This window comes from Clostridium sp. AM33-3 (assembly GCF_003480315.1).
In the GTDB taxonomy this organism is placed as follows: Bacteria; Bacillota; Clostridia; order Lachnospirales; family Lachnospiraceae; genus Brotaphodocola.
Window position 1 is genome coordinate 142,317 of sequence record NZ_QUIV01000001.1, and the last position, 21,027, is coordinate 163,343.

General features: G+C 49.9%; 17 protein-coding genes. 14 read left to right on the forward strand and 3 right to left on the reverse strand.

Annotation, left to right across the window (positions count from 1 at the left end; translation table 11 throughout):
• Positions 1–3 precede the first annotated feature (3 nt).
• From DW819_RS00735 to DW819_RS00750, 4 genes are all read left to right on the forward strand, one after another.
• Positions 4–1,050: a galactose ABC transporter substrate-binding protein gene (locus DW819_RS00735; protein ID WP_118731625.1), complete on the forward strand. Its 1,047-nt coding sequence runs from the start codon at positions 4–6 to the stop codon at positions 1,048–1,050.
• A gap of 149 nt (positions 1,051–1,199) precedes the next feature.
• Entirely contained in the window at positions 1,200–2,312 is a 1,113-nt protein-coding gene (locus DW819_RS00740) for a galactose ABC transporter substrate-binding protein (RefSeq protein ID WP_118532386.1), read from the forward strand.
• 116 nt (positions 2,313–2,428) lie between these two features.
• Positions 2,429–3,940: a sugar ABC transporter ATP-binding protein gene (locus tag DW819_RS00745; RefSeq protein WP_118731626.1), complete on the forward strand. Its 1,512-nt coding sequence runs from the start codon at positions 2,429–2,431 to the stop codon at positions 3,938–3,940.
• Positions 3,941–3,953: 13 nt separating this feature from the next.
• Positions 3,954–4,943 carry a beta-methylgalactoside transporter gene (locus DW819_RS00750; protein WP_118731627.1) on the forward strand — a complete coding sequence of 330 codons (990 nt, stop codon included), beginning with the start codon at positions 3,954–3,956 and terminating at the stop codon, positions 4,941–4,943.
• Between the two features lie 81 nt (positions 4,944–5,024).
• Here DW819_RS00750 and DW819_RS00755 read toward each other — a convergent pair whose 3' ends face one another.
• Positions 5,025–5,474, reverse strand: a complete 450-nt coding sequence (locus DW819_RS00755; protein WP_118731628.1) for a CYTH domain-containing protein — start codon at positions 5,472–5,474, stop codon at positions 5,025–5,027.
• A 239-nt stretch (positions 5,475–5,713) separates the two neighbouring features.
• Here DW819_RS00755 and DW819_RS00760 point away from each other — a divergent pair, with 239 nt between their 5' ends.
• From DW819_RS00760 to DW819_RS00800, 9 genes are all read left to right on the forward strand, one after another.
• Positions 5,714–7,153: an extracellular solute-binding protein gene (locus DW819_RS00760; protein ID WP_118731629.1), complete on the forward strand. Its 1,440-nt coding sequence runs from the start codon at positions 5,714–5,716 to the stop codon at positions 7,151–7,153.
• Between the two features lie 13 nt (positions 7,154–7,166).
• Positions 7,167–10,118: an EAL domain-containing protein gene (locus DW819_RS00765; protein WP_118731630.1), complete on the forward strand. Its 2,952-nt coding sequence runs from the start codon at positions 7,167–7,169 to the stop codon at positions 10,116–10,118.
• A 96-nt stretch (positions 10,119–10,214) separates the two neighbouring features.
• Positions 10,215–11,501, forward strand: a complete 1,287-nt coding sequence (tig, locus tag DW819_RS00770; RefSeq protein ID WP_118731631.1) for a trigger factor — start codon at positions 10,215–10,217, stop codon at positions 11,499–11,501.
• Positions 11,502–11,575: 74 nt separating this feature from the next.
• Positions 11,576–12,196 carry an ATP-dependent Clp endopeptidase proteolytic subunit ClpP gene (gene clpP / locus DW819_RS00775; RefSeq protein ID WP_279220323.1) on the forward strand — a complete coding sequence of 207 codons (621 nt, stop codon included), beginning with the start codon at positions 11,576–11,578 and terminating at the stop codon, positions 12,194–12,196.
• Between the two features lie 54 nt (positions 12,197–12,250).
• Complete coding sequence (gene clpX / locus DW819_RS00780) at positions 12,251–13,558, forward strand: ATP-dependent Clp protease ATP-binding subunit ClpX (protein ID WP_118731632.1); 1,308 nt, start codon at positions 12,251–12,253, stop codon at positions 13,556–13,558.
• A gap of 78 nt (positions 13,559–13,636) precedes the next feature.
• Complete coding sequence (lon, locus tag DW819_RS00785; RefSeq protein ID WP_118731633.1) at positions 13,637–15,949, forward strand: endopeptidase La; 2,313 nt, start codon at positions 13,637–13,639, stop codon at positions 15,947–15,949.
• A gap of 21 nt (positions 15,950–15,970) precedes the next feature.
• The gene (gene yihA, locus DW819_RS00790; RefSeq protein WP_118731634.1) at positions 15,971–16,594 is read left to right on the forward strand and encodes a ribosome biogenesis GTP-binding protein YihA/YsxC; all 624 of its coding nucleotides are present in this window, start codon (positions 15,971–15,973) and stop codon (positions 16,592–16,594) included.
• A 105-nt stretch (positions 16,595–16,699) separates the two neighbouring features.
• Complete coding sequence (locus tag DW819_RS00795) at positions 16,700–17,170, forward strand: methylglyoxal synthase (RefSeq protein WP_177303576.1); 471 nt, start codon at positions 16,700–16,702, stop codon at positions 17,168–17,170.
• A 66-nt stretch (positions 17,171–17,236) separates the two neighbouring features.
• The gene (locus tag DW819_RS00800) at positions 17,237–18,226 is read left to right on the forward strand and encodes a dipeptidase (RefSeq protein WP_118731636.1); all 990 of its coding nucleotides are present in this window, start codon (positions 17,237–17,239) and stop codon (positions 18,224–18,226) included.
• Here the strand turns inward: DW819_RS00800 and citG are convergent.
• Positions 18,221–19,072 (reverse strand): triphosphoribosyl-dephospho-CoA synthase CitG, encoded by an 852-nt coding sequence (gene citG, locus DW819_RS00805; protein ID WP_118731637.1) that lies wholly within the window; start codon positions 19,070–19,072, stop codon positions 18,221–18,223. The two genes, DW819_RS00800 and citG, sit on opposite strands and share 6 nt — an antisense overlap.
• Before the next feature lie 29 nt (positions 19,073–19,101).
• Positions 19,102–19,611: a citrate lyase holo-[acyl-carrier protein] synthase gene (gene citX / locus DW819_RS00810; protein WP_243025464.1), complete on the reverse strand. Its 510-nt coding sequence runs from the start codon at positions 19,609–19,611 to the stop codon at positions 19,102–19,104.
• A gap of 369 nt (positions 19,612–19,980) precedes the next feature.
• On the opposite strand from citX, the gene DW819_RS00815 reads away from it, so the two are divergent.
• Complete coding sequence (locus DW819_RS00815; RefSeq protein WP_118731638.1) at positions 19,981–21,021, forward strand: ABC transporter substrate-binding protein; 1,041 nt, start codon at positions 19,981–19,983, stop codon at positions 21,019–21,021.
• Positions 21,022–21,027 lie beyond the last annotated feature (6 nt).

Consider the following 21,027-nt stretch of genomic DNA (forward strand, 5'->3'; position numbering starts at 1 on the left):
GTAATGAAAAAACACAGGAATAAGAAAAAATGTGACCGGAAGATAGTTTCTGCGGCCTGCATGGCCCTGGCCTGCATATTGCTTTCCGGCTGCCGTGCGGGAGCAGTCTCAGAGAAGAAGCATGCGATCCGCATCGGAGTAAGCCTGTACCGGGCAGATGATACCTTTATCGGTAATATCCGGTCGGAGCTGGAAAAGAGGGCAAAGGAATATGAACAGGAGACGGGCATCAAGGTGACACTGGACATTCAGGATGCCAAGGGAAATCAGTACGTCCAGAATAAGCAGGTGGAACGCTTTATATCGCTGGGCTGTGATACGCTCTGTGTCAATCCGGTGGACCGCACAACCTCCTCTGGGATCATAGATGCGGCAGCGGCTGCTGATATACCGGTAGTGTTTTTTAACCGGCAGCCCGTCGAGGAGGATATGGATCGCTGGGACAGGCTTTACTATGTTGGTGCGGATGCCAAAGAATCCGCGGTACTGGAGGCGGAAATCGTGGCGGACCAGTATGAAAAGGATCCGGCTTCCCTGGACAAAAACGGGGACGGTGTTATCAGCTATGTACTGCTGGAGGGAGAAAGCAATCACCAGGATTCCCTGATCCGGACAGAGTGGTCTGTCCAGACGTTAAAGGACCGGGGCGTCCCTATTGAAAAAATCACCGGAGGCATTGCCAACTGGGAGCGCTCTCAGGCCTCGGCCCTGATGGAGCAGTGGCTGGAGCTGTATCCGGATACGATTGAGCTAGTTCTCAGCAACAACGACGATATGGCTCTGGGAGCGATTGATGCCCTGGACCGTGCCGGAGGAAAGAAAATCAGCGTTGTGGGGATTGACGGAACTACGCAGGGACAGGATGCCGTGCAGAGCGGAAAGATGCTGGGAACTGTGTCGTCGGATAAAACCGGCTATGCGAATGCTATCTTTACGATTGCCGCTGCAGCCGGAATGGGTGAACCAATTCCGGGCGAAATTACGCTGGACAAAGGAAAATATTACTGGAGCCGGCAGAATAATGTCGTAAAAGAGAAAATAAATCCATAAAAAATTGTATAATCGAAAAAATTCAATAATCCAGGAAAGAAAATCCTATGGAAAAATGCACAATCCACCATTATAATAAGCTTGTCAGATGGAGAAAGTAAACAAAAACTTACAAACATGACAATTTTATTTAAGGGAGGATTTACATTATGAAATTAACTAAAAAAGTAACCGCAATGGCAATGGCATCCTGCATGATCCTGTCCATGACAGCATGTGGCGGAAGCAAACCGGCTGAGACCACCGCAGCAGCTACCGAGGCCGCTACTACTGAGGCAGCAAAAGAGGCAGAGACCACCGCAGCAGAAGTGAAAGAGGCAGCAGGCGGCGATTTTTCCGATAAGAAAGTCGGCATTTCCATTTATAAATTCGATGATAACTTCATGACTCTGTACCGTACCGAGCTGGAGAGATATTTAACCGAGGAGCTTGGCTTCAAGAAAGAAAACATCACCATCCAGGATGGTAAGGGCGATCAGGCAGAGCAGACAAACCAGATCCAGAACTTCATCGCTTCCGGCGTTGACGTTATGATCCTGAACCTGGTACAGGCTTCCTCCGCACCGCAGGTAACCGATATGTGTAAGGATGCAGGTATCCCGGTTGTTTACATCAACCGTGAGCCGGATACCGCAGAGGAAGAGAGATGGGCTTCTGACAGCATCAGCGCAACCTATGTTGGTGCAGATGCAAGACAGTCCGGTACCTATCAGGGTGAAGAGATCGTTGAGACCGCTAACAAGGGCGATATCAACGGCGATGGCAAAGTAAGCTACATCATGGTTCAGGGCGATCCGGAGAACGTAGATGCACAGTACAGAACCGAGTTCTCTGTAAAGGCACTGACCGATGCAGGTCTGGAAGTTGAAGAACTTCTCCTTCAGAGAGGTGACTGGGATCAGGCAAAGGGCCAGCAGATCGTTCAGGATGCTTTAACCCAGTTCGGCGACAAGATCGAGGTTGTTTTCTGTAACAACGATGCAATGGCACTTGGCGCACTGCAGGCGATCGATGCAGCAGGCAGAAAAGTAAATGAGGATATCTATCTGGTAGGTGTTGACGCTCTGACTGAGGCTGTTCAGGATATCACCGAGGGCAAGATGACCGGTACCGTATTCAACGATTACATGGGCCAGGCAAAGACCGCAGCAGACATGGCTGTGAAGTTCTTAAACGGCGAGACTGTTGATCCGGTTAACATGGTTGACTATGTAAAGGTTACTCCTGACAATGCAAAGGATATTCTTGACATCATCAAATAGTCAGACTCTGACCTGTGATTTACAGTGATTCATGCTTCGGGTGTGTCGTCTGACACACCCGATTTTTAAAGAGACCGGCTTTGAATCTGGTCTGGAATCAGAAAGGAGAGAATGGGATGGCAGAGTACAGGTTGGAAATGAAGGGAATCTGCAAAAGCTTCCCGGGTGTCAAAGCCCTTGACGGGATCAACTTAAGAGTCCGTCCCGGTACTGTTCACGCACTGATGGGAGAGAACGGAGCCGGAAAATCAACGTTGATGAAATGCCTGTTTGGAATTTATAAAATGGATGAAGGTGAAATCTATCTGGATGGCGAAAAGATGACGATCCTGAATCCGGATGATGCATTACACAAAGGACTGGCTATGGTTCATCAGGAACTGCAGCCGATCCCGGAGCGGACGATCGCGGAGAATATGTATCTTGGCCGCTATCCGCTGAAATCGGTGGGACCGCTCAAGTACATTGACCATAAGACCATGAATGAAGAAGCAGCCAAATGGCTGGAAAATATCAAAATGCCTTACGATCCGAAAGCAAAGCTTGGCACGCTTTCTATTGCTCAGATGCAGTCTGTCGAGATCGCAAAGGCCGTATCCATGAATGCGAAAGTAGTGATCCTGGACGAGCCGACGTCTTCCCTTACGGATAACGAGGTAGACGCTCTGTTCCGTATTGTCCGGGATCTTAGATCCAGAGGCGTATCCATGATCTACATCTCCCATAAGATGGCTGAGATCCGTGAGATCGCCGATGATATTACCATCATGCGTGATGGCACGTATGTTGGTACCTGGGAAGTAAAAGACATCAGTGATGATGAAATCGTCCGCCAGATGGTAGGACGTGAGCTGACCAATGTATATCCGCCTAAGGAAGATACCATCAAGGATGATGTGATCCTTGAAGTGAAGGATCTGTGCAGCATCCACGAGCGGTCCTTCCAGCATATCAGCTTCCAGTTAAAGAAGGGTGAGATCCTGGGCTTTGGCGGACTGGTCGGAGCGCAGAGAACCGAGCTGATGGAGGCTATTTTCGGAATGCGGCATATCAAGAGTGGAGAGGTGCTTGTTCACGGAAAACCGATCCAGGTTTCCAGACCGCGTGATGCGATCGGAGATGGTATCGGAATGATCACGGAGGACCGCCGCGGAACCGGTATCCTTGGATGCCTTTCCATTGCAGATAACGTATCCATCTCCTCCCTGAACAATTATCTGAAGATCGGCCCGATGCTTGACACCAAAAAGATCGAGGATCTTGTAAAGGATAATGTCGCAAAACTGAGAATCAAGACGCCGAGCAGCAAAACGCTGATCCAGTCTCTTTCCGGAGGAAACCAGCAGAAGGTCATCATTGCCCGCTGGCTGGCCAACAATCCGGACGTGCTGATCATGGATGAGCCGACCCGTGGTATCGATGTCGGCGCTAAGTATGAGATCTACCAGATCATGATCGAGCTGACCAGACAGGGCAAATCGATCATCATGATCTCCTCCGAAATGCCGGAGTTGATCGGTATGTCACACCGGATCCTGGTAATGTGTGCCGGCAAGCTGACCGGTGAGGTATCCGGAGAGGAAGCAACTCAGGAGAATATCATGAGTATGGCTACTCAGTTTAATTAAGGAGGATACGAGCATGAATAAGAAAAATATCGATATTAAGAAAACACTGCTGGACAATGGAATCATCATTGTACTGCTTCTGCTGGTACTGCTCACCGGCATCACGAAGGATAATTTCTTCTCCTGGAACAACTTATCCAATATTTCCGTAAACACAGCAGCCCGCGTCATCATTGCATTCGGCGTCAGCGGCTGTCTGATCACGAAAGGTACGGACCTTTCCGCAGGACGTATGGTAGGTCTTGCTTCCTGTATCGCAGGTACCTTACTTCAGACCGCAGACTACAGCGGTAAGTTTTTCCCGAACCTGGGCGATATGCCAGTATTCGGAGTCCTGCTGTTATGTGTCCTGATCTGTGCCATCTTTGGCCTGATCAACGGTATTGTAATCGCTTACCTGAATGTACCGGCTTTCATCGGTACCCTGGGCATGCAGCTGGCTGTCTATGGTATCTGCCTGGTTTATACCAACGCAACACCGCTTGGCGGCTATCGTAAGGCATATACCGCAATCGCAACCGGCAAGCTGTTCGGACAGCTTCCGTATATGTTCATCATTGCATTTGTGATCGGTCTGATCATGTGGTTCGTATTTAACTATACCCGTCATGGCAAATACATGTACGCGATCGGCGGCAATGAGGCTGCTGCTGAGGTTTCCGGCGTTAACGTAAAGAAAACCAAGATCATCATCTACGTAACCGCAGCCGCTCTGTATGCGATCGCAGGCTTCCTTCTCGGCGCAAAGGCCGGCGGTGCCAGCGTTAACATGGGTCAGGGTTACGAGCTGGAGGCAATCGCAGCCTGCACCATCGGCGGTGTATCCGTAAACGGTGGTATCGGCCGTATCTCCGGTGTTGTCATCGGTGTTCTCGTATTCGAGCTGCTGAAATCCTCCATGCAGTTCCTTGGAATCCCGACCAACTATCAGTACATTGTACAGGGTATCGTTATCATCGTAGCGATTGCACTGGATATCCGCAAATACATCGCGAAGAAGTAATCTTTTATGATCACGTATCGAAAAAAGCAGGGAGTTCTGCAGTTTTGCAGCAGAACTCCCTGCTTCTTTTTCGTTGTCCTTTCAGCGCGTCTGGCTCAGCCTGCTGTTCTGGTATTTTCCGGAGAAGGTTACATCTTCCCCGAACCAGGACGGAGGCACAAAGTGCTCCGCCGCTTCGATATTCGGAAATTCTACCTCCGCCAGCATCAGCCCTTTATAGGTCCCGGAAAAAACATCGAGCTCGATCACAAGCCCGGTTCCGCTGATCGGCTTTTTATAGCGTGTCTTTGTGATGATGATGCCATCGGCCTTTGAGAGCAGATGCTCATAGGCTTCCTTTGTAAGCGGAAGATTGTACTCCTCCCGCGCAAGGAGCCCTTTTGATTTATAGGTGAGCACATAGGAATCATTTTCCCTGCGGACGCGTACAACCGGCTCGGTGCAGAGATAAGCCTGCTCCATCTGAACGGCCTCCCAGGTGTCATAGTCTGAGGGCGGTGCAGTGACCAGATACTTTCTTTCAATTTCCATAAGAATATTTCCCGGACTGTATTTTGTGATATTATATAAAAAATACAGTGATTTCCTTTCTTTGTTTTACATGAAGTATACACGAAAATGTTGGAAAGCGGAAGAGGATGTGTTATGATAAGAGTGTTTTTGTTACAGTCCGTGCTGTCTCTGCGGACTGCAGCTGTTTGAAAACGAGATGTCACCGGATGGTGGGAATCACGTAAATAATACAGGACAGAGAGGACGAAAATCAGATCATGAAGCATATCAGGCATTATTTCTGTACGGCTTTGCTTGGCACGGCGGTGCTTACTGCCTGTAGCGGCGCAGAAAAGGTGAAAAGTAACACACCGGTACAGATCACGATGTGGAACTATTACAATGGGGCACAGAAAGAGGAGATGGACCGACTTGTACAGGAGTTCAATGATACGGTTGGGCTGGAACAGAAAATCGTGGTGGAATCTGTCAGCAAAGGAAGCGTATCGGAACTTGAGGATGCGGTGCGTGACAGTACGGACGGAAAGACCGGAAGTGATCCGCTTCCGGATTTCTGCTCTGCCTATGCGGACGCGGCATATGACCTCTGGAAAAAGGATAAAATTTCGGACTTTCGTCCTTATCTGACGGATGAGGAGTATGACAGCTATATTTCAGGCTATCTGGAGGAAGGTAATTTTGGAACCAATGCGGCCATGATGATTTTTCCGGTGGCCAAATCAACGGAAGTGCTGACGATCAACAGTACCGCCTGGGAACCGTTTGCCAGCGAGACCGGTGCTTCACTGGAGGAGCTTTCCACATGGGAGGGACTTGCTCAGACAGCAAAAGCATATTATGAATGGACCGATGCAAAGACGGAGACACCCAATGACGGCCAGGCCTTCTTTGGGCGCGATTCCTTCGCAAATTATATTCTCATTGGAAGTCATCAGCTCGGACATACTATTTATTCCGGTGAAAACGGAAGTATATCCGTGGATGTGGATCCGGACACTATGCGCCGCCTCTGGGATAACTTCTATGTGCCTTACATCAGCGGTTATTATCTGGAGGAGGGGAGATTCCGCAGCGATGACCTGAAAACAGGAAAGCTGATCGCCTATGTCGGATCTTCCAGCGGAGCTGTCTATGCGCCGGATCAGGTGACTTATGATGATGGCTCGACCGAGACAATCCGGTGTGACATCCTCCCGCTGCCCGGCTTTGCGGGAGCGTCTTCCTGCGCAGTCCAGCAGGGAGCCGGTGCGGTTATGTTCCGCACGGATGAGAAAAAAGAAAAAGCCGTTGTCACATTTTTAAAATGGCTGACCAGGGAAGAAAACAATATCCCATTCTGTATGGCATCCGGATATCTTCCGGTAACAAAAACTGCCAGTGATGTGGAGCGATGCATTTCCTGCATGAAGGAGCATAACCTGGAACTCGACCCGAATGTAGAGACTATGCTGAAAACAGCGATCCCGCAGGTTAAGGAATATCGTCTTTATACGACAACTCCGTTTCCCGGCGCCCAGGATGCGAGAAAGGTGATTGATTCTACACTGCCGGAACGTGCCATGTCAGACCGGCAAAAGGTTCTGGAGCTCATAAGCTCCGGGATGTCCCTGGAGGCAGCGGTTTCGGAATGCAATACAGAAGAGGCATTTGAAAGCTGGTGTGAAGACACAAAAGCGCAGCTTATAAATTTGAAGTGATGAGGTTGAGCGTATGAAAAAAACACGGTCTATGAAGTGGAGGCTTGTGATTCCATTTTGTCTGATCCTGATTTTTCAGACTATTTTCATGATGGCATTTCTATCCACCGGAAATGTTGCCCAAGGCCTTTATCAGACAGAACTCCGTTCATTGAAAAAGGATGTGGAAAACAGCGGGCTTCTTCTGGAGCGGGAGGTGCTGCAGCACTGGATGAATGACATCCGAAGCTCGGTGACGATCCAGACAACGATCCAGAGTGTCCTTAAGGAAGAGGGGAAAAAAGCATCAGACATTTCCCATGACTGGGAGCTCAATGAGCGGATCATAGGGGAAATCATGCCGGATGTCCTGGAACTGCTCCACCGAAGCTATGGCAACAGTATTTATGTGGTCCTGGACGGTCCCTCTGCACAGCAGAGTGCCGAAGGCCATCAGGCCGGTATTTCCGTGCTGGATACGGACAGCAGCAGCTTTGCCGCGGATAATTCCGATCTCCAGCTTTCCCGTGGCGCTGCTGTTATCTCAAAGCAGTTTAAGATTCCATTGGCCAGCGACTGGAAGCTTGATTTTGACATGTCAGAAGAGATAGGATCTGGCTTTTACAATCCGTATTTTCTGACAAAGGGACAGAAGCTCAAAGGTAATATTGCTCGCTTTGCCTTCCTGGGGCCCATATCCGGCGCACTGCAGGCAGATACGGACGGGGTCAGTTACTCTATACCGCTGACAGCAGAAGACGGCACGGTGATCGGTGTTCTCGGCGGAACCATGCTGAAGGAGCAGATTTATTCACTTCTGAAAAATGAACTGCTTCACAAAGATGAGGACACCATCCTGATGCTCGCGAAAAGGGGAGAAAATGAAACGGTCCTGACCCCGGTCCTGACGTACGGTATGTCCTTTCACCGGTCCTTTGAAGGCATGAACGGAATCGGCGGGACTGCCACCAGGTGGAATGACATTCAGAAAACACAGGATCAGAACGGAGACTGGTGGTATCTTGCATCCAGGGAGCTTCCGGTATATGGGCGCGATTCCGCGTTTTACAGAACGAGCTGGCAGATCGTGGTGCTCAGGCGTCAGAGCGTGATGCGCTCCTTCTATCAAAAGCTTCTGAACGGCCTTCTTTCCGGCTGTGCGTTCGCCATGATCCCCGGGATTTTGTTTGCCCTGATGTATGGAACGTACTTCAGCCTGCCGATCCGCAGGCTGATCTGCCAGCTGCGCTCTGCGGAGGATGATTCCCGGATCCATCTTCAGCCAACCTATATCAGCGAGCTGGATGAGCTGAGCCACGCGATTGAATATCTGAGCGCAGATGTGGCGGAATCGGCCCTGCGTATATCCAGGATCCTGGAAGGCTCCGGTGTTCCCATTGGCGTATTTGAATATCTGCCAGACCGGAAAAAGGTATTCTGCAGCCGGACTCTGTTTGAGCTTCTCGGACTTGAACAGACGGATCGGGATTATACGTACCTGGAAGAGACCGGCTTCCGGAAGATGATGCAGATCCTGGGGCCTGGGGTTAAGGAGCACCAGGATGTCCGGCTTTATCATCTGAAGGCGAACGGAAAGGAACGCTATTTCCGCTTAAAAATCGTCCGGGCGGAAAATGGCAATGAGACAGGCGTCCTGCTTGATGTGACAGAAGAACTGGAGTACCAGAAACGTCTGGAGTTGGAGCGTGACTACGATCCGCTGACAGAGCTTTATAACCGGCCGGCCTTCCGCAGAAATACGCTAAAGCTTCTGCAAAGCGGAAGGATCAGCTGCGGTGCCATGCTGATGTGGGATCTGGATAATCTGAAATATGTCAACGATAACTATGGTCATGAGATGGGAGACCGCTATATCCGTCTGTTCGCAGATCAGCTGAAAACCCTGAACCGGTACGGTGCTGTGGTAGAGCGCCATTCCGGCGATGAATTTATGGCGTTTCTCTGCGGAAGCAGTGAGGAAGAACTACGCGGTATCCTTTGTGAGCTGCGCACCGTAGTGTGCGCAGCCAGCCTGAAGGTGTCCGACCAGTATGAGCTTCCGCTGCGCGCCTCAGCGGGGGTTACCTGGTATCCGCGCCAGGCCCGTGATTTTGAAACGCTTGTCCGGTATGCCGATTTTGCCATGTACATGGCAAAGCACAGTACCAAGGGCGTACTTCAGGAATTTGATCTGGAAAGCTATCAGAAGAATTCCTATCTTTTGTCCGGGCAGGAGGAGATCAACCGTCTTCTCGAGCAGGATGATGTCCCATTTGCGGCACAGCCGATCGTCTGCCGTGACGGAAGTCTGTATGGATATGAGCTGCTGATGCGTCCGGAAACCAGGAATTTCAAAAATATCCAGGAGGTTTTGAATCTGGCCAAGCGTCAGGCAAAGCTTCCGCAGTTTGAACGACTGACCTGGGTTGGCGCCTTCCGGTGGCTTTTTACACACAAGGCTGAAATACCATCCGACTGCCATATCTTCATCAATTCCATTGCCAATGTATCTCTTGACCCGGATTGCATGAATGAACTGCTCCGGAAATATCCGGATTTTCTGAAACATGTTGTCGTGGAGATCACGGAGGGAGAGGCCATTAGCAGCCGTGATATGGAATTCAAAATGGAGACCATCCGCCGGACCGGAAGCTTGATCGCGCTGGATGATTTCGGAAGCGGATACAGCAGTGAGGGAACGCTCCTGAATATGGAGGTGAACATTGTAAAGCTGGATATGGGACTGGTCAGCGGAATCGATAAAAACCGGGACAAGCAGGAGCTTGCCGCAAACCTGATCCACTACTGCAAGGAACGCAATATCCTGGTACTTGCAGAGGGTGTGGAGCGGATCGAGGAGGTTCACACTATGCTGCTTCTGGGAGCTGATCTCTTCCAGGGTTATTATTTCGGACGGCCGGAGCTGGAAATCCGTCCGGTAAACCCATATGTGATCGAAAAAATGCGTAAGTTATTGCAAAAATAGGACTGGTAATTATAAAAAGTCTATGCTATAATGGTGAATTGAAGTGTGGCGCCCTGCCGGGACGGCCATACATAGATGTAAGGAGGAACCCATATTATGAGTTTACAGGTAGAAAAATTAGAAAAAAACATGGCGAAATTAACCGTAGAAGTACCGGCAGAGCAGTTTGAGGCAGCTCTTAAAACTTCCTATAACAAGAATAAAAACAAGTTTAACATTCCTGGCTTCCGTAAGGGCAAAGCACCGCAGGCAATGATCGAGAAGATGTACGGTGTCGGCGTATTTTACGAGGATGCTGTAGATGAGGCAATCAACGCTTCTTATCCGGATGCTGCAAAAGAGAGCGGTCTTGAGATCGTTTCCAGACCGGAAATCTCCATCGAGCAGGTAGAAAAGGGCAAATCCTTCATCTACGTTGCAACCGTAGCTACCAAGCCGGAGGTAACCCTGGGCGAGTACAAGGGTATTGAAGTAGAAAAAGCAAAACCGGAAGTAACCGACGCTGACGTAGAGGCAGAGTTAAAGAAGGTTCAGGAGCAGAACTCCAGACTGGTATCCGTTGAGGACCGCGCAGTTGCAGACGGTGACCAGACCGTGATCGACTTCGAGGGCTTTGTAGATGGCAAGGCATTCGAGGGCGGAAAGGCTGAGGACTACACTCTGGTGATCGGTTCCCATTCCTTCATCGATACCTTTGAAGATCAGCTGATCGGCAAGAACATCGGTGAGGATGTAGAAGTAAACGTAACCTTCCCGGCTGAGTATCATGCAGCAGAGCTGGCTGGCAAGCCGGCAACCTTCAAGGTTAAGATCAAAGAGATCAAGATGAAAGAGCTTCCGGAGCTGAACGATGAGTTCGCAAGCGAGGTTTCTGAGTTCGAGACTCTTGACGCATACAAAGAGGACGTTAAGAACAAACTGGCTGAGACCAAGCAGGCACAGGCTACCGCTGAGAACGAGAACAACGTTGTACAGAAGGTTGTTGATAACGCTCAGATGGATATTCCGGCACCGATGGTGGATGAGCAGGTTCGCAACATGATCGAGGACTACGCACGCAGACTGCAGAGCCAGGGCATCAGCTTTGACCAGTATCTGCAGTTCACCGGCAGCACCATCGAGCAGTTACAGGAGCAGATGCGTCCGCAGGCTGAGTTAAGACTGCGTACCCGCCTGGTACTCGAGGCTGTTGTAGCAGCAGAGAAGATCGAGCCGTCTGACGAGTTAGTTGAGGCTGAGATCAAGAAGATGTCCGAGAACTACAAGATGGACGCTGAGCAGATCAAGACCATCATGGGTGAGGCAGGAATGGCTCAGATGAAGGCTGACATGGCTGTTCAGGAGGCTGTAGATTTCCTGGTAGCTGAGGCTAAATTAGTATAATATTTTCCAGTATAGGAATACTAACACTATGACTAGGTGCAGATTTCGGGCCAGACCTGGAGTCTGCACCTATCATTGCAAAAGACAGTAATGAAAGACAGGAGGATCTGACGATGGCATTGGTACCTTATGTAATTGAACAGACCAGCAGAGGAGAACGCTCCTACGATATCTATTCCCGCTTGTTAAAAGAGAGAATTATTTTCCTTGGGGAAGAAGTAACTGACGTTTCCGCAAGCCTGATCGTAGCTCAGCTTCTGTTCCTGGAGTCTGAGGACCCGGGCAAGGATATTAACTTATACATCAACAGTCCGGGCGGATCCGTGACTGCCGGCATGGCCATCTACGATACCATGAATTACATCAAATGCGATGTATCTACCGTGTGCATCGGTATGGCAGCCAGCATGGGTGCATTTCTTCTGGCCGGCGGCGCAAAGGGCAAACGTTTCGCGCTTCCGAATGCAGAGGTTATGATCCACCAGCCGTCTGGTGGTGCTCAGGGTCAGGCAACCGAGATTCAGATCGTTGCTGAGAAAATCCTGCAGACCAAAAAGAAATTAAATGAGATTCTTGCAGCCAATACCGGACAGCCCTACGAGGTCATCTGCCGCGATACGGAACGCGACAATTACATGACCGCGGAAGAAGCCTTAAAATATGGCTTGATCGACCAGGTGATCGCAAAGCACTAAGGCTGCTTTACGCTCAAGAATTCTTACAACCAGGAAAGGACAAGGTGTTATTTTATGCCGACAAGAACAGATGACAGGGTCAGATGCTCTTTCTGCGGAAAGACCCAGGATCAGGTAAGAAAACTGATTGCCGGTTCCAACAATGTATTTATCTGTGACGAATGTATTGAACTCTGCGGAGAAATCCTCGCGGAGGAGCTGGAAGAGGAGGAAGAGAAGGAGCCGGTATCTCCGTTAGCTGGCATTAACCTGTTAAAGCCGAAGGAGATCAAGGCATTTCTGGATGAGTATGTCATTGGACAGGATGCAGCCAAGAAGGTACTGTCTGTAGCGGTTTACAATCACTACAAACGTATCACCTCCGGTGCAGGCAGTGATGTGGATGTGCAGAAGAGCAATATTCTTATGCTGGGACCGACTGGTTCCGGTAAGACTTATCTGGCACAGACTCTGGCCAAAATCTTAAATGTACCATTTGCCATCGCGGATGCGACCGCGCTGACTGAGGCCGGTTATGTAGGTGAGGATGTTGAGAATATTCTCTTAAAGCTGATCCAGGCGGCAGATTACGATATCAGCAAGGCGGAGTACGGTATTATCTACGTGGATGAGATCGATAAGATCACGAAGAAATCTGAGAACGTATCTATCACCCGTGATGTATCCGGTGAGGGTGTCCAGCAGGCACTTTTAAAAATCCTCGAGGGAACCGTAGCCAGCGTGCCGCCGCAGGGAGGAAGAAAGCATCCGCATCAGGAGCTTCTGCAGATCGATACGACCAATATTCTGTTTATCTGCGGAGGAGCGTTTGATGGTCTGGAGCGCATCATCGAGAGCCGCTTAAGCGCCGGCTCTATTGGATTTAACGCAGAGGTCTTAGACAAGAACAAGACCGACATCGATGAGCTCTTACGCCAGGTAGAACCGCACGATCTTGTGAAATTCGGCCTGATCCCGGAGTTTATCGGCCGTGTACCTGTAACGGTTTCCCTGGACCTTCTCGATGTGCATTCCTTAAGCCGGATCCTGACCGAGCCGAAGAATGCCCTGACCAAGCAGTATCAGAAGCTGTTTGAGCTGGATGGCGTTAAACTGGAATTTACCCCGGAAGCCATTGAAGAGGTTGCAAAGCTTGCGGTAGAGAGAAAAACCGGAGCCAGAGGACTTCGTTCTATTCTGGAATCCGTCATGATGGATCTGATGTATGAGATCCCGTCTGACAATAATATCGGCATCTGCACCATTACCAAAGATGTCGTAGACAAAACAGGAGAGCCGGAGCTGGTATACCGGGATACGGCTGTGCCGCGCAAAACACTCTCCCAGAGACTGAAGAAAGAAACATCCGGCGAGATCGCATAATGCCGGATGGCGAGAATGGGAGCTATAAGCTCCCATTTTTATGTTTCAGTCTGTTCATATCTATTTAGGAGGAACCTGATGGAAGATACAAAGATTATAACCATGCCGGTGATCGCCCTCCGGGGACTTACCATGCTTCCGGAGATGACCATCAGCTTTGATATCAGCCGAAAGAAATCGATCGCGGCTGTGGAAAAGGCGATGGTCGGTGACCAGAGAGTCTGCCTGGTGGCACAGAAGGATCCGGAAATCATGGATCCGTCTCTGGATCAGCTTTACCACATTGGCACGGTTTCTTACATAAAGCAGCTTGTAAAAATGCCGGGCGGCATAGTCCGCGTCATGGCAGAAGGCCAGGAACGCGCTGAGCTTCTTGATCTTGACAGCACAGAGCCGTCCCTGATGGGCGAAGTCCTGTTTACGCAGGAACAGGAGGCAGATGTTGACGGTGCTGCAGCGGAGGCTATGTCCCGCATCCTGAAAGAAAAGCTGGAATCCTATGGACACCAGCATCCGAAATTTGCCAAGGAGATCCTGCCTGGCATGATGGTCTGTGAAGATCTCGAGAGTTTGATGCTTAAGATGGCCAGTGACCTTCCGTGGGATTACAGGATCCGGCAGGCATATCTGGAAGAGGCTACGCTGGCAGGCCAGTACGAGGTACTGCTCTCAAATCTGATCCATGAGATTGAGGTATCCCAGATCCACAGGGAGCTGCAGGAAAAGGTTAAGGAGAATATTGACAAAAACCAGAAGGATTACATTTTGCGGGAGCAGTTGAAGGTAATCCGGGAGGAGCTTGGCGAGGATCCTTTATCGGATGCAGATGAGTACGAAAAGCAGCTGGCATCTTTAAAGGCAGATAAAGAGGTCAAGGAGAAGCTCCAGAAGGAGATTGACCGCTTAAAGGGTATGCCGGGCGGTGGTCAGGAGAGCAATGTCATCCGCACCTATATCGAGACCCTGCTGGAGCTTCCGTGGAATAAAATATCGAAGGACAACAACGATATCAGGCATGCAAAGCAGATCCTGGAGGAGGACCATTATGGTCTCGAGCAGGTGAAAGAGCGGGTGCTGGAGTATCTTGCGGTCCGCGTTCTGGCAAAGAAGGGCAACAGCCCGATCATCTGCCTGGTGGGACCTCCGGGAACGGGAAAAACGTCTATTGCCCGCTCTGTAGCCAGGGCCCTGAATAAAAAGTATGTGCGCATCAGCTTGGGCGGCGTCCATGATGAAGCGGAAATCCGCGGCCACAGAAAGACCTACGTTGGGGCCATGCCGGGACGTCTGGTAGACGGACTGCGCCAGGCAGGTGTATCCAATCCGCTGATGCTTTTGGATGAGATTGATAAGGTCAGCAGTGACTACAAGGGAGATACGTCCTCTGCTCTCCTGGAGGTCCTGGACGGCGAACAGAACGTGAAGTTCCGCGATCATTATGTGGAGCTTCCGATCGATCTTTCCAATGTACTGTTTATTGCCACAGCCAATACGACCCAGACTATTCCGGGACCGCTGTTAGACCGTATGGAGGTCATTGAGGTCAACAGCTATACAGAAAATGAGAAGTTCCATATTGCCCGCAATTACCTGGTGGAGAAGCAGAAAGACCGCTGCGGCCTGAAGAAAGACCAGCTGGTAATCTCAGATTCCGCGCTGAAAAAGATCATCCATAATTATACCCGTGAAGCCGGTGTCCGAAATCTCGAGCGCCGCATAGGAGAAATCTGCAGAAAGACGGCAAGAGAGTACCTGGAGCATAAAAAAGAGCACATCCGTGTGACAGAATCCAATCTGGAAAAATATCTTGGCAAGGAAAAGATTACCTTTGAGGATGCCAATGAGGAGGATCAGGTTGGTATTGTCCGGGGACTTGCATGGACCAGTGTGGGCGGTGACACCCTTCAGATCGAGGTGAATGTCATGCCGGGTAAGGGCGAGTTAAAGCTTACCGGCCAGATGGGCGATGTCATGAAGGAATCTGCCATGACTGCATTGACTTACGTGCGCTCCATCTGTCCGCAGTACGATGTGCCGGATGATTATTTTGCAAAGCATGACATCCATATTCATATCCCGGAGGGAGCAGTTCCGAAGGACGGCCCGTCAGCAGGAATTACCATGGCAACCGCCATGTTCTCAGCCGTTGTTAACCGCAAGGTCTTGGCTAAAGTAGCCATGACCGGCGAGATCACGCTGCGCGGCCGTGTACTTCCGATCGGCGGCCTGAAGGAGAAGATCCTGGCGGCGAAAATGGCTCACATGGAGACTGTTCTGGTGCCGGAGAAGAACCGCGCGGATATTGCGGAGCTCTCCCGGGAAATCACAAAGGGACTGACCATTCTCTATATGAAGAGCATGGAGGATGTGCTGGCTGCAGCACTTGCATAAAAGGAAAAGTGAGGAAGAACGATGATTATTAGAAAAGCGGAATTGGAGACGGTCTGCGGCATTACCAGTACATTGCCGGAAAATCTTCTGCCGGAATTTGCCTTTGCCGGGAAGTCCAATGTTGGAAAATCTTCCCTGATCAATGGCCTGCTGAACCGCCGTGCGCTGGCGAGGACTTCCTCACAGCCCGGAAAGACCCAGACGATCAATTTTTACAATGTCAATGATGATCTGTATTTTGTTGATCTTCCGGGTTACGGATATGCAAAAGTATCAGTTGAGGTAAAAGCAAAATGGGGCAAGATGATCGAGCGTTATCTGAAAAAATCAAAGATGCTCAAATGCATCTTCCTGCTCATTGATATACGCCATGATCCGTCAGCGAACGATAAGCTGATGTATGACTGGATCGTATCCAATGGCTACAAGCCGGTTATCATTGCCACGAAGCTGGACAAATTGAAACGCAGCCAGATCCAGAAGCATGTGAAGATGGTCCGTGAAGGACTTGGTCTTGCGAAGGAGGATATTCTGATCCCGTTTTCCGCCGAGACCAAGCAGGGAAGAGATGAAATCTGGGCGCTCATTGAGTCTTTGCAGAATCCGGCTCCGGAAATGGCAGAGCCGGTGACAGAGTCTGAATAACATCAGACAGATTTTACGAAGATTTCACTTGAGTGTTTTTAAAATGTGTGATACGTTGTAACTATTCTATACATTCTATAAAGAAAAGTAAGGAGGATCTGTTATATGTCTCAGGAATACATTACATTTACTATTGGCAGCAAAAAGAACATTGCATTGATCGCTCATGACAACGAAAAACCGAAGCTCATTGAATGGTGCAGGGAGCATAAAGACGAACTTATGAAGCATAATCTTTACGGCACCGGCACAACGGCCCGCATGATCACGGACCAGACCGGTCTTACCGTAAAAGGCTACAACAGCGGCCCTCTCGGTGGCGACCAGCAGATCGGAGCCAAGATCGTAGAAGGCGTGATTGACTTTGTAGTATTCTTTTCCGATCCGCTGACGGCACAGCCTCACGATCCGGATGTGAAGGCCCTGATGCGTATCGCTCAGGTCTACGACATTCCTATGGCGGTCAATAAGGCCACCGCGGACTTCATGATCACATCCTGTTTCATGAACAGAGATTACCAGCATGAGGTCATCAATTTCAAACGGAATATCGAGGAACGGGCAGAAACCTTATAAGCTGCCTGAAACTGAGGACGCGTTGCAGGCGCGTCCTTTTTCGAATCTGAACAGGGAGGATGTATTATGAAGGTTGTGGATATGCATTGTGATACCATTTCGGAGCTTTTGCATATAAGAAAGCAGTGGGAGCATGACACCATGCTGGAGAATCATCTCCAGATCGATCTGAACAAAATGCAGAAGGGAGATTATCTTCTGCAGAATTTTGCCATGTTTGTGCATCTCGGACGTGAGAAGGATCCGTTTTATACGGCAATGAAACTGATCGATCTGTTTTACACGGAACTGGAACCATATTCCGACCGGATCGGCATCGTAAAGAACTGGAAGGAGATTGAAGAGAACCGAAAGGCCGGAAGGATGTCAGCCCTGCTGACCCTCGAAGAGGGAGGCGTCTGCCGCGGTGATCTTTCCTGCCTGCGGGATTTTTACCGGATGGGGGCCAGAATGATGACGATCACCTGGAACTTTCCAAATGAGCTTGGTTTTCCAAACGGAAAAGATGAGAGTGTGACTCCGGCCCGGGCCATTCCGGATACGGTGCATGGACTGACGGAAACCGGCATTGCCTTTGTGCAGGAGATGGAACGGCTTGGCATGATTATAGATATTTCGCATTTGAACGATGCAGGCATCTGGGATGTATTCCGCTACACGAGAAAGCCGTTTGTTGCCAGTCATTCGAATGCGCGAGCAATGGCCGGGCATCCGCGCAATCTGACGGATGAGATGATCCGTGCCCTGGCTGATCGGGGCGGTGTAGCCGGAATCAACTATTTTGATGCCTTTGTGAAAGACCGCGTGGACGGAAAAGCAGCTCTTTCTCTTTGCAGGGATATGGTGGCACATATGAAGCACATGAAACAGGTCGGCGGAATCGGCTGTATTGGTCTTGGATCAGATTTTGATGGATTTGGAAGTCCGGTTGAAATGAAAGACTGCTCCGGAATGCAGCTCCTGGCAGATGAGATGAGCCGTGAAGGCTTTTCCACCGGAGAGATCGAAGCAGTCTTTTCTGAAAATGTATTGCGTGTATATAAGGAATTGTTATAAACCGTTTTCCAGACGGTACAGCAGTATGGTGACAGCCAGAAGATCGGCGCAGCCGCCGGGACTGACATTCAAGTGGATAAATTTCTGATTCAGCTTTTTCAGAGCCTCCATTCCCTGCGGGGTGGAGGCTCCGCCCATCTTCAGGATCAGGGCAGACTCGGATTTGACATATCCCTGTGTCACGGTGTTGGTCCGGCTTAAGACATTGGTGTCATCGACATTGGCCATGAGCGTCAGAAGTGTGTCCAGGTAAGCTTCGTTTTCGGTCTGGCCTGCAGAGAAGGCAGTCCGCATTGCCGGAAGAGAGATCGTGCGGACCGAAGGAAAGCCCTTCTGCGCTTCTCCGCGGATTCCCTTGTTGCTGTAGCGCAGATAGAGCAGCTCTCCGTTGGTCTTCGGATTCTTCCGGTCGATTTTCTGAAAATCCTTTCGCACGGCATCATAACAGAGATAACCGGCAAGCATCAGGATTTTTTCCGCGTCAAAGTGTTCGTGGCGCCGGTAGAAGAGGCCGGCTGCTGCTGCAATGGTGCCCATGGAAAAAATCATGCCCTTGTGAGTGTTTACGCCATCTGTGGCAGCGAACATAGCTTTTTCTGCCTCGATTCCGGTAAGACGGATGGCTTCGAACAGCATATTGTAATCATGGGATTCCCATGCTGTACCCTGCTCGAACATCTGAGTCAGATATGGGACAATAGCAGCTGTGCTGGCCTCAAAGGTTGCATAGTTCATATCGGCGTGGGCACCGCTGTCCCAGCGGTCTACCAGGCCCGGCTTTGGTGTGGCGCCTACTTCCGCCATCAGTGCGTAGGCACATGTTTCTGAAAAAACAGAAGAGATCATAATCCCCGAATTCCTCCCCAATGCAGATATCAATACAGATCTTTTAAAATATGGCCGATCTCGGCCGTGAGCTCTGCCACGCTGTGACGGCGGCTGCGGCTGCAGGCATGGGCAGGTTCTTTACACAGCAGGCAGGTCCTTGACGGGCGGCCAAGCTCTTCCCTGGAAACCTTGCTGCCGTCAGGCCGGATGACATCAATATCGAACAGGCGGCCAAGGCGGTCCTGGTCTTCCAGAGTGACCATCAGTGTCTTGATGAATTCCGGATTCGCGTCTATGCAGTAGAACGCCTCATATCCGGTTTTTTCTTTGATCGTTTCCATATGCTGGACCAGAACCAGGCGGTCCTTCAGCAATGCCTCGATCCGCTGGCAGCCGGTGGCAAATGCCTGGGGAACACCATCCGGGACTTTTACCGGACCCGGGATGTTCAAGGTGAAACTGATCAGACTTTTTTTGTATTGCTGCAGCAGTCTGGTCTGCAGAGCAGAGCGTTGTTCGCGGGCAGCAAGCATTTCCTGCAGGCTAACTTCTTCCATAAAAATCCCCCTGTGCATAAATAAATTTATATATGCCAATAAAGCTTCTTATTTCATTCGCATGGCAGAAGCTTTTCACGATCATTTGGCAGAAATCGGATTTGAACGCCATCGGTTTTGAAACAGAAGCTGTATTGGATTTCAGAACACTACTTAGTTGTTACGTATATAATTATAGGTGAATACTATATAAAGTGCAAATACTTAATAAGTTATGACCTATATAAAGATGTCCCTATCACTTTAATGCGTTGAATCCACATGAAATTAAAGCTTTAAATTGACGTAGTGCTCAAAGTGTAGTATGATGGAAAAAGTTCAATCGTTTCGCATTGAAGCCAGAATATGAGATAAAGGGAGAGATGTATTATGAAAAAGACAAAGAAAGCACTCGCACTGATCCTGGCCGGACTGATGACCGCATCCATGACCGCATGCGGCTCCGGTAAAGCTGCAGAAACCACACAGGCTGCTGCAGATACTGCTGCAGAAAAAGCAGATGAGACAAAAGAAGAGGCTTCAGCTGACGGAGCTTCCTATAAAGTGGGTATCTGCCAGCTGGTACAGCATGTGGCGCTGGACGCAGCGACAGAAGGCTTCAAAGATGCGCTGACAGAGGAATTCGGTGACAAGGTGACCTTTGATGAGCAGAATGCCCAGGGTGATTCCAATACCTGTTCTACCATCATCAACAATTTTGTCGCAGAGGATGTTGACCTGATCCTTGCGAACGCAACGCCGGCCCTTCAGGCAGCACAGGCAGGTACCGATACCATTCCGGTTCTCGGAACCGCAGTTACTGAGTATGGTGTGGCACTTGGCATTGATGATTTTAACGGAACTGTCGGCGGAAATATTTCCGGAACCGCAGATCTTGCGCCGCTGAATGAGCAGGCAGCCATGTTAAAAGAGCTGTTCCCGAATGCAAAGAACGTAGGTCTGTTATACTGTTCCGCAGAGGCAAACTCCCAGTATCAGGTAGATACCGTAAAGGCAGAGCTGGAGAAGCTTGGCTATACATGTGAATATTACGCATTCTCTGATTCCAATGACCTGGCAACCATTGCCACGAACGCAGCAAACGGCTGTGATGTGATTTACATCCCGACTGATAATACTGCTGCAGCAAACACTGAGATCATCAACAACATCTGTCAGCCGGCAGGGGTGCCGATCATTGCAGGTGAGGAAGGAATCTGCAGCGGATGCGGCGCGGCTACTCTGTCCATCAGCTACTACGACCTGGGTGTGGCAACCGGCAAGATGGCTGTGAAGGTCCTGACCGGCGAAGCTGACATTTCTGAGATGCCGATCGAGTATGCTCCGCAGTTTACCAAGAAATATAACAAGACCATCTGTGAGGCTCTTGGCATTACCGTTCCGGATGATTATATTGCGATCGAGGAGTAACTGACA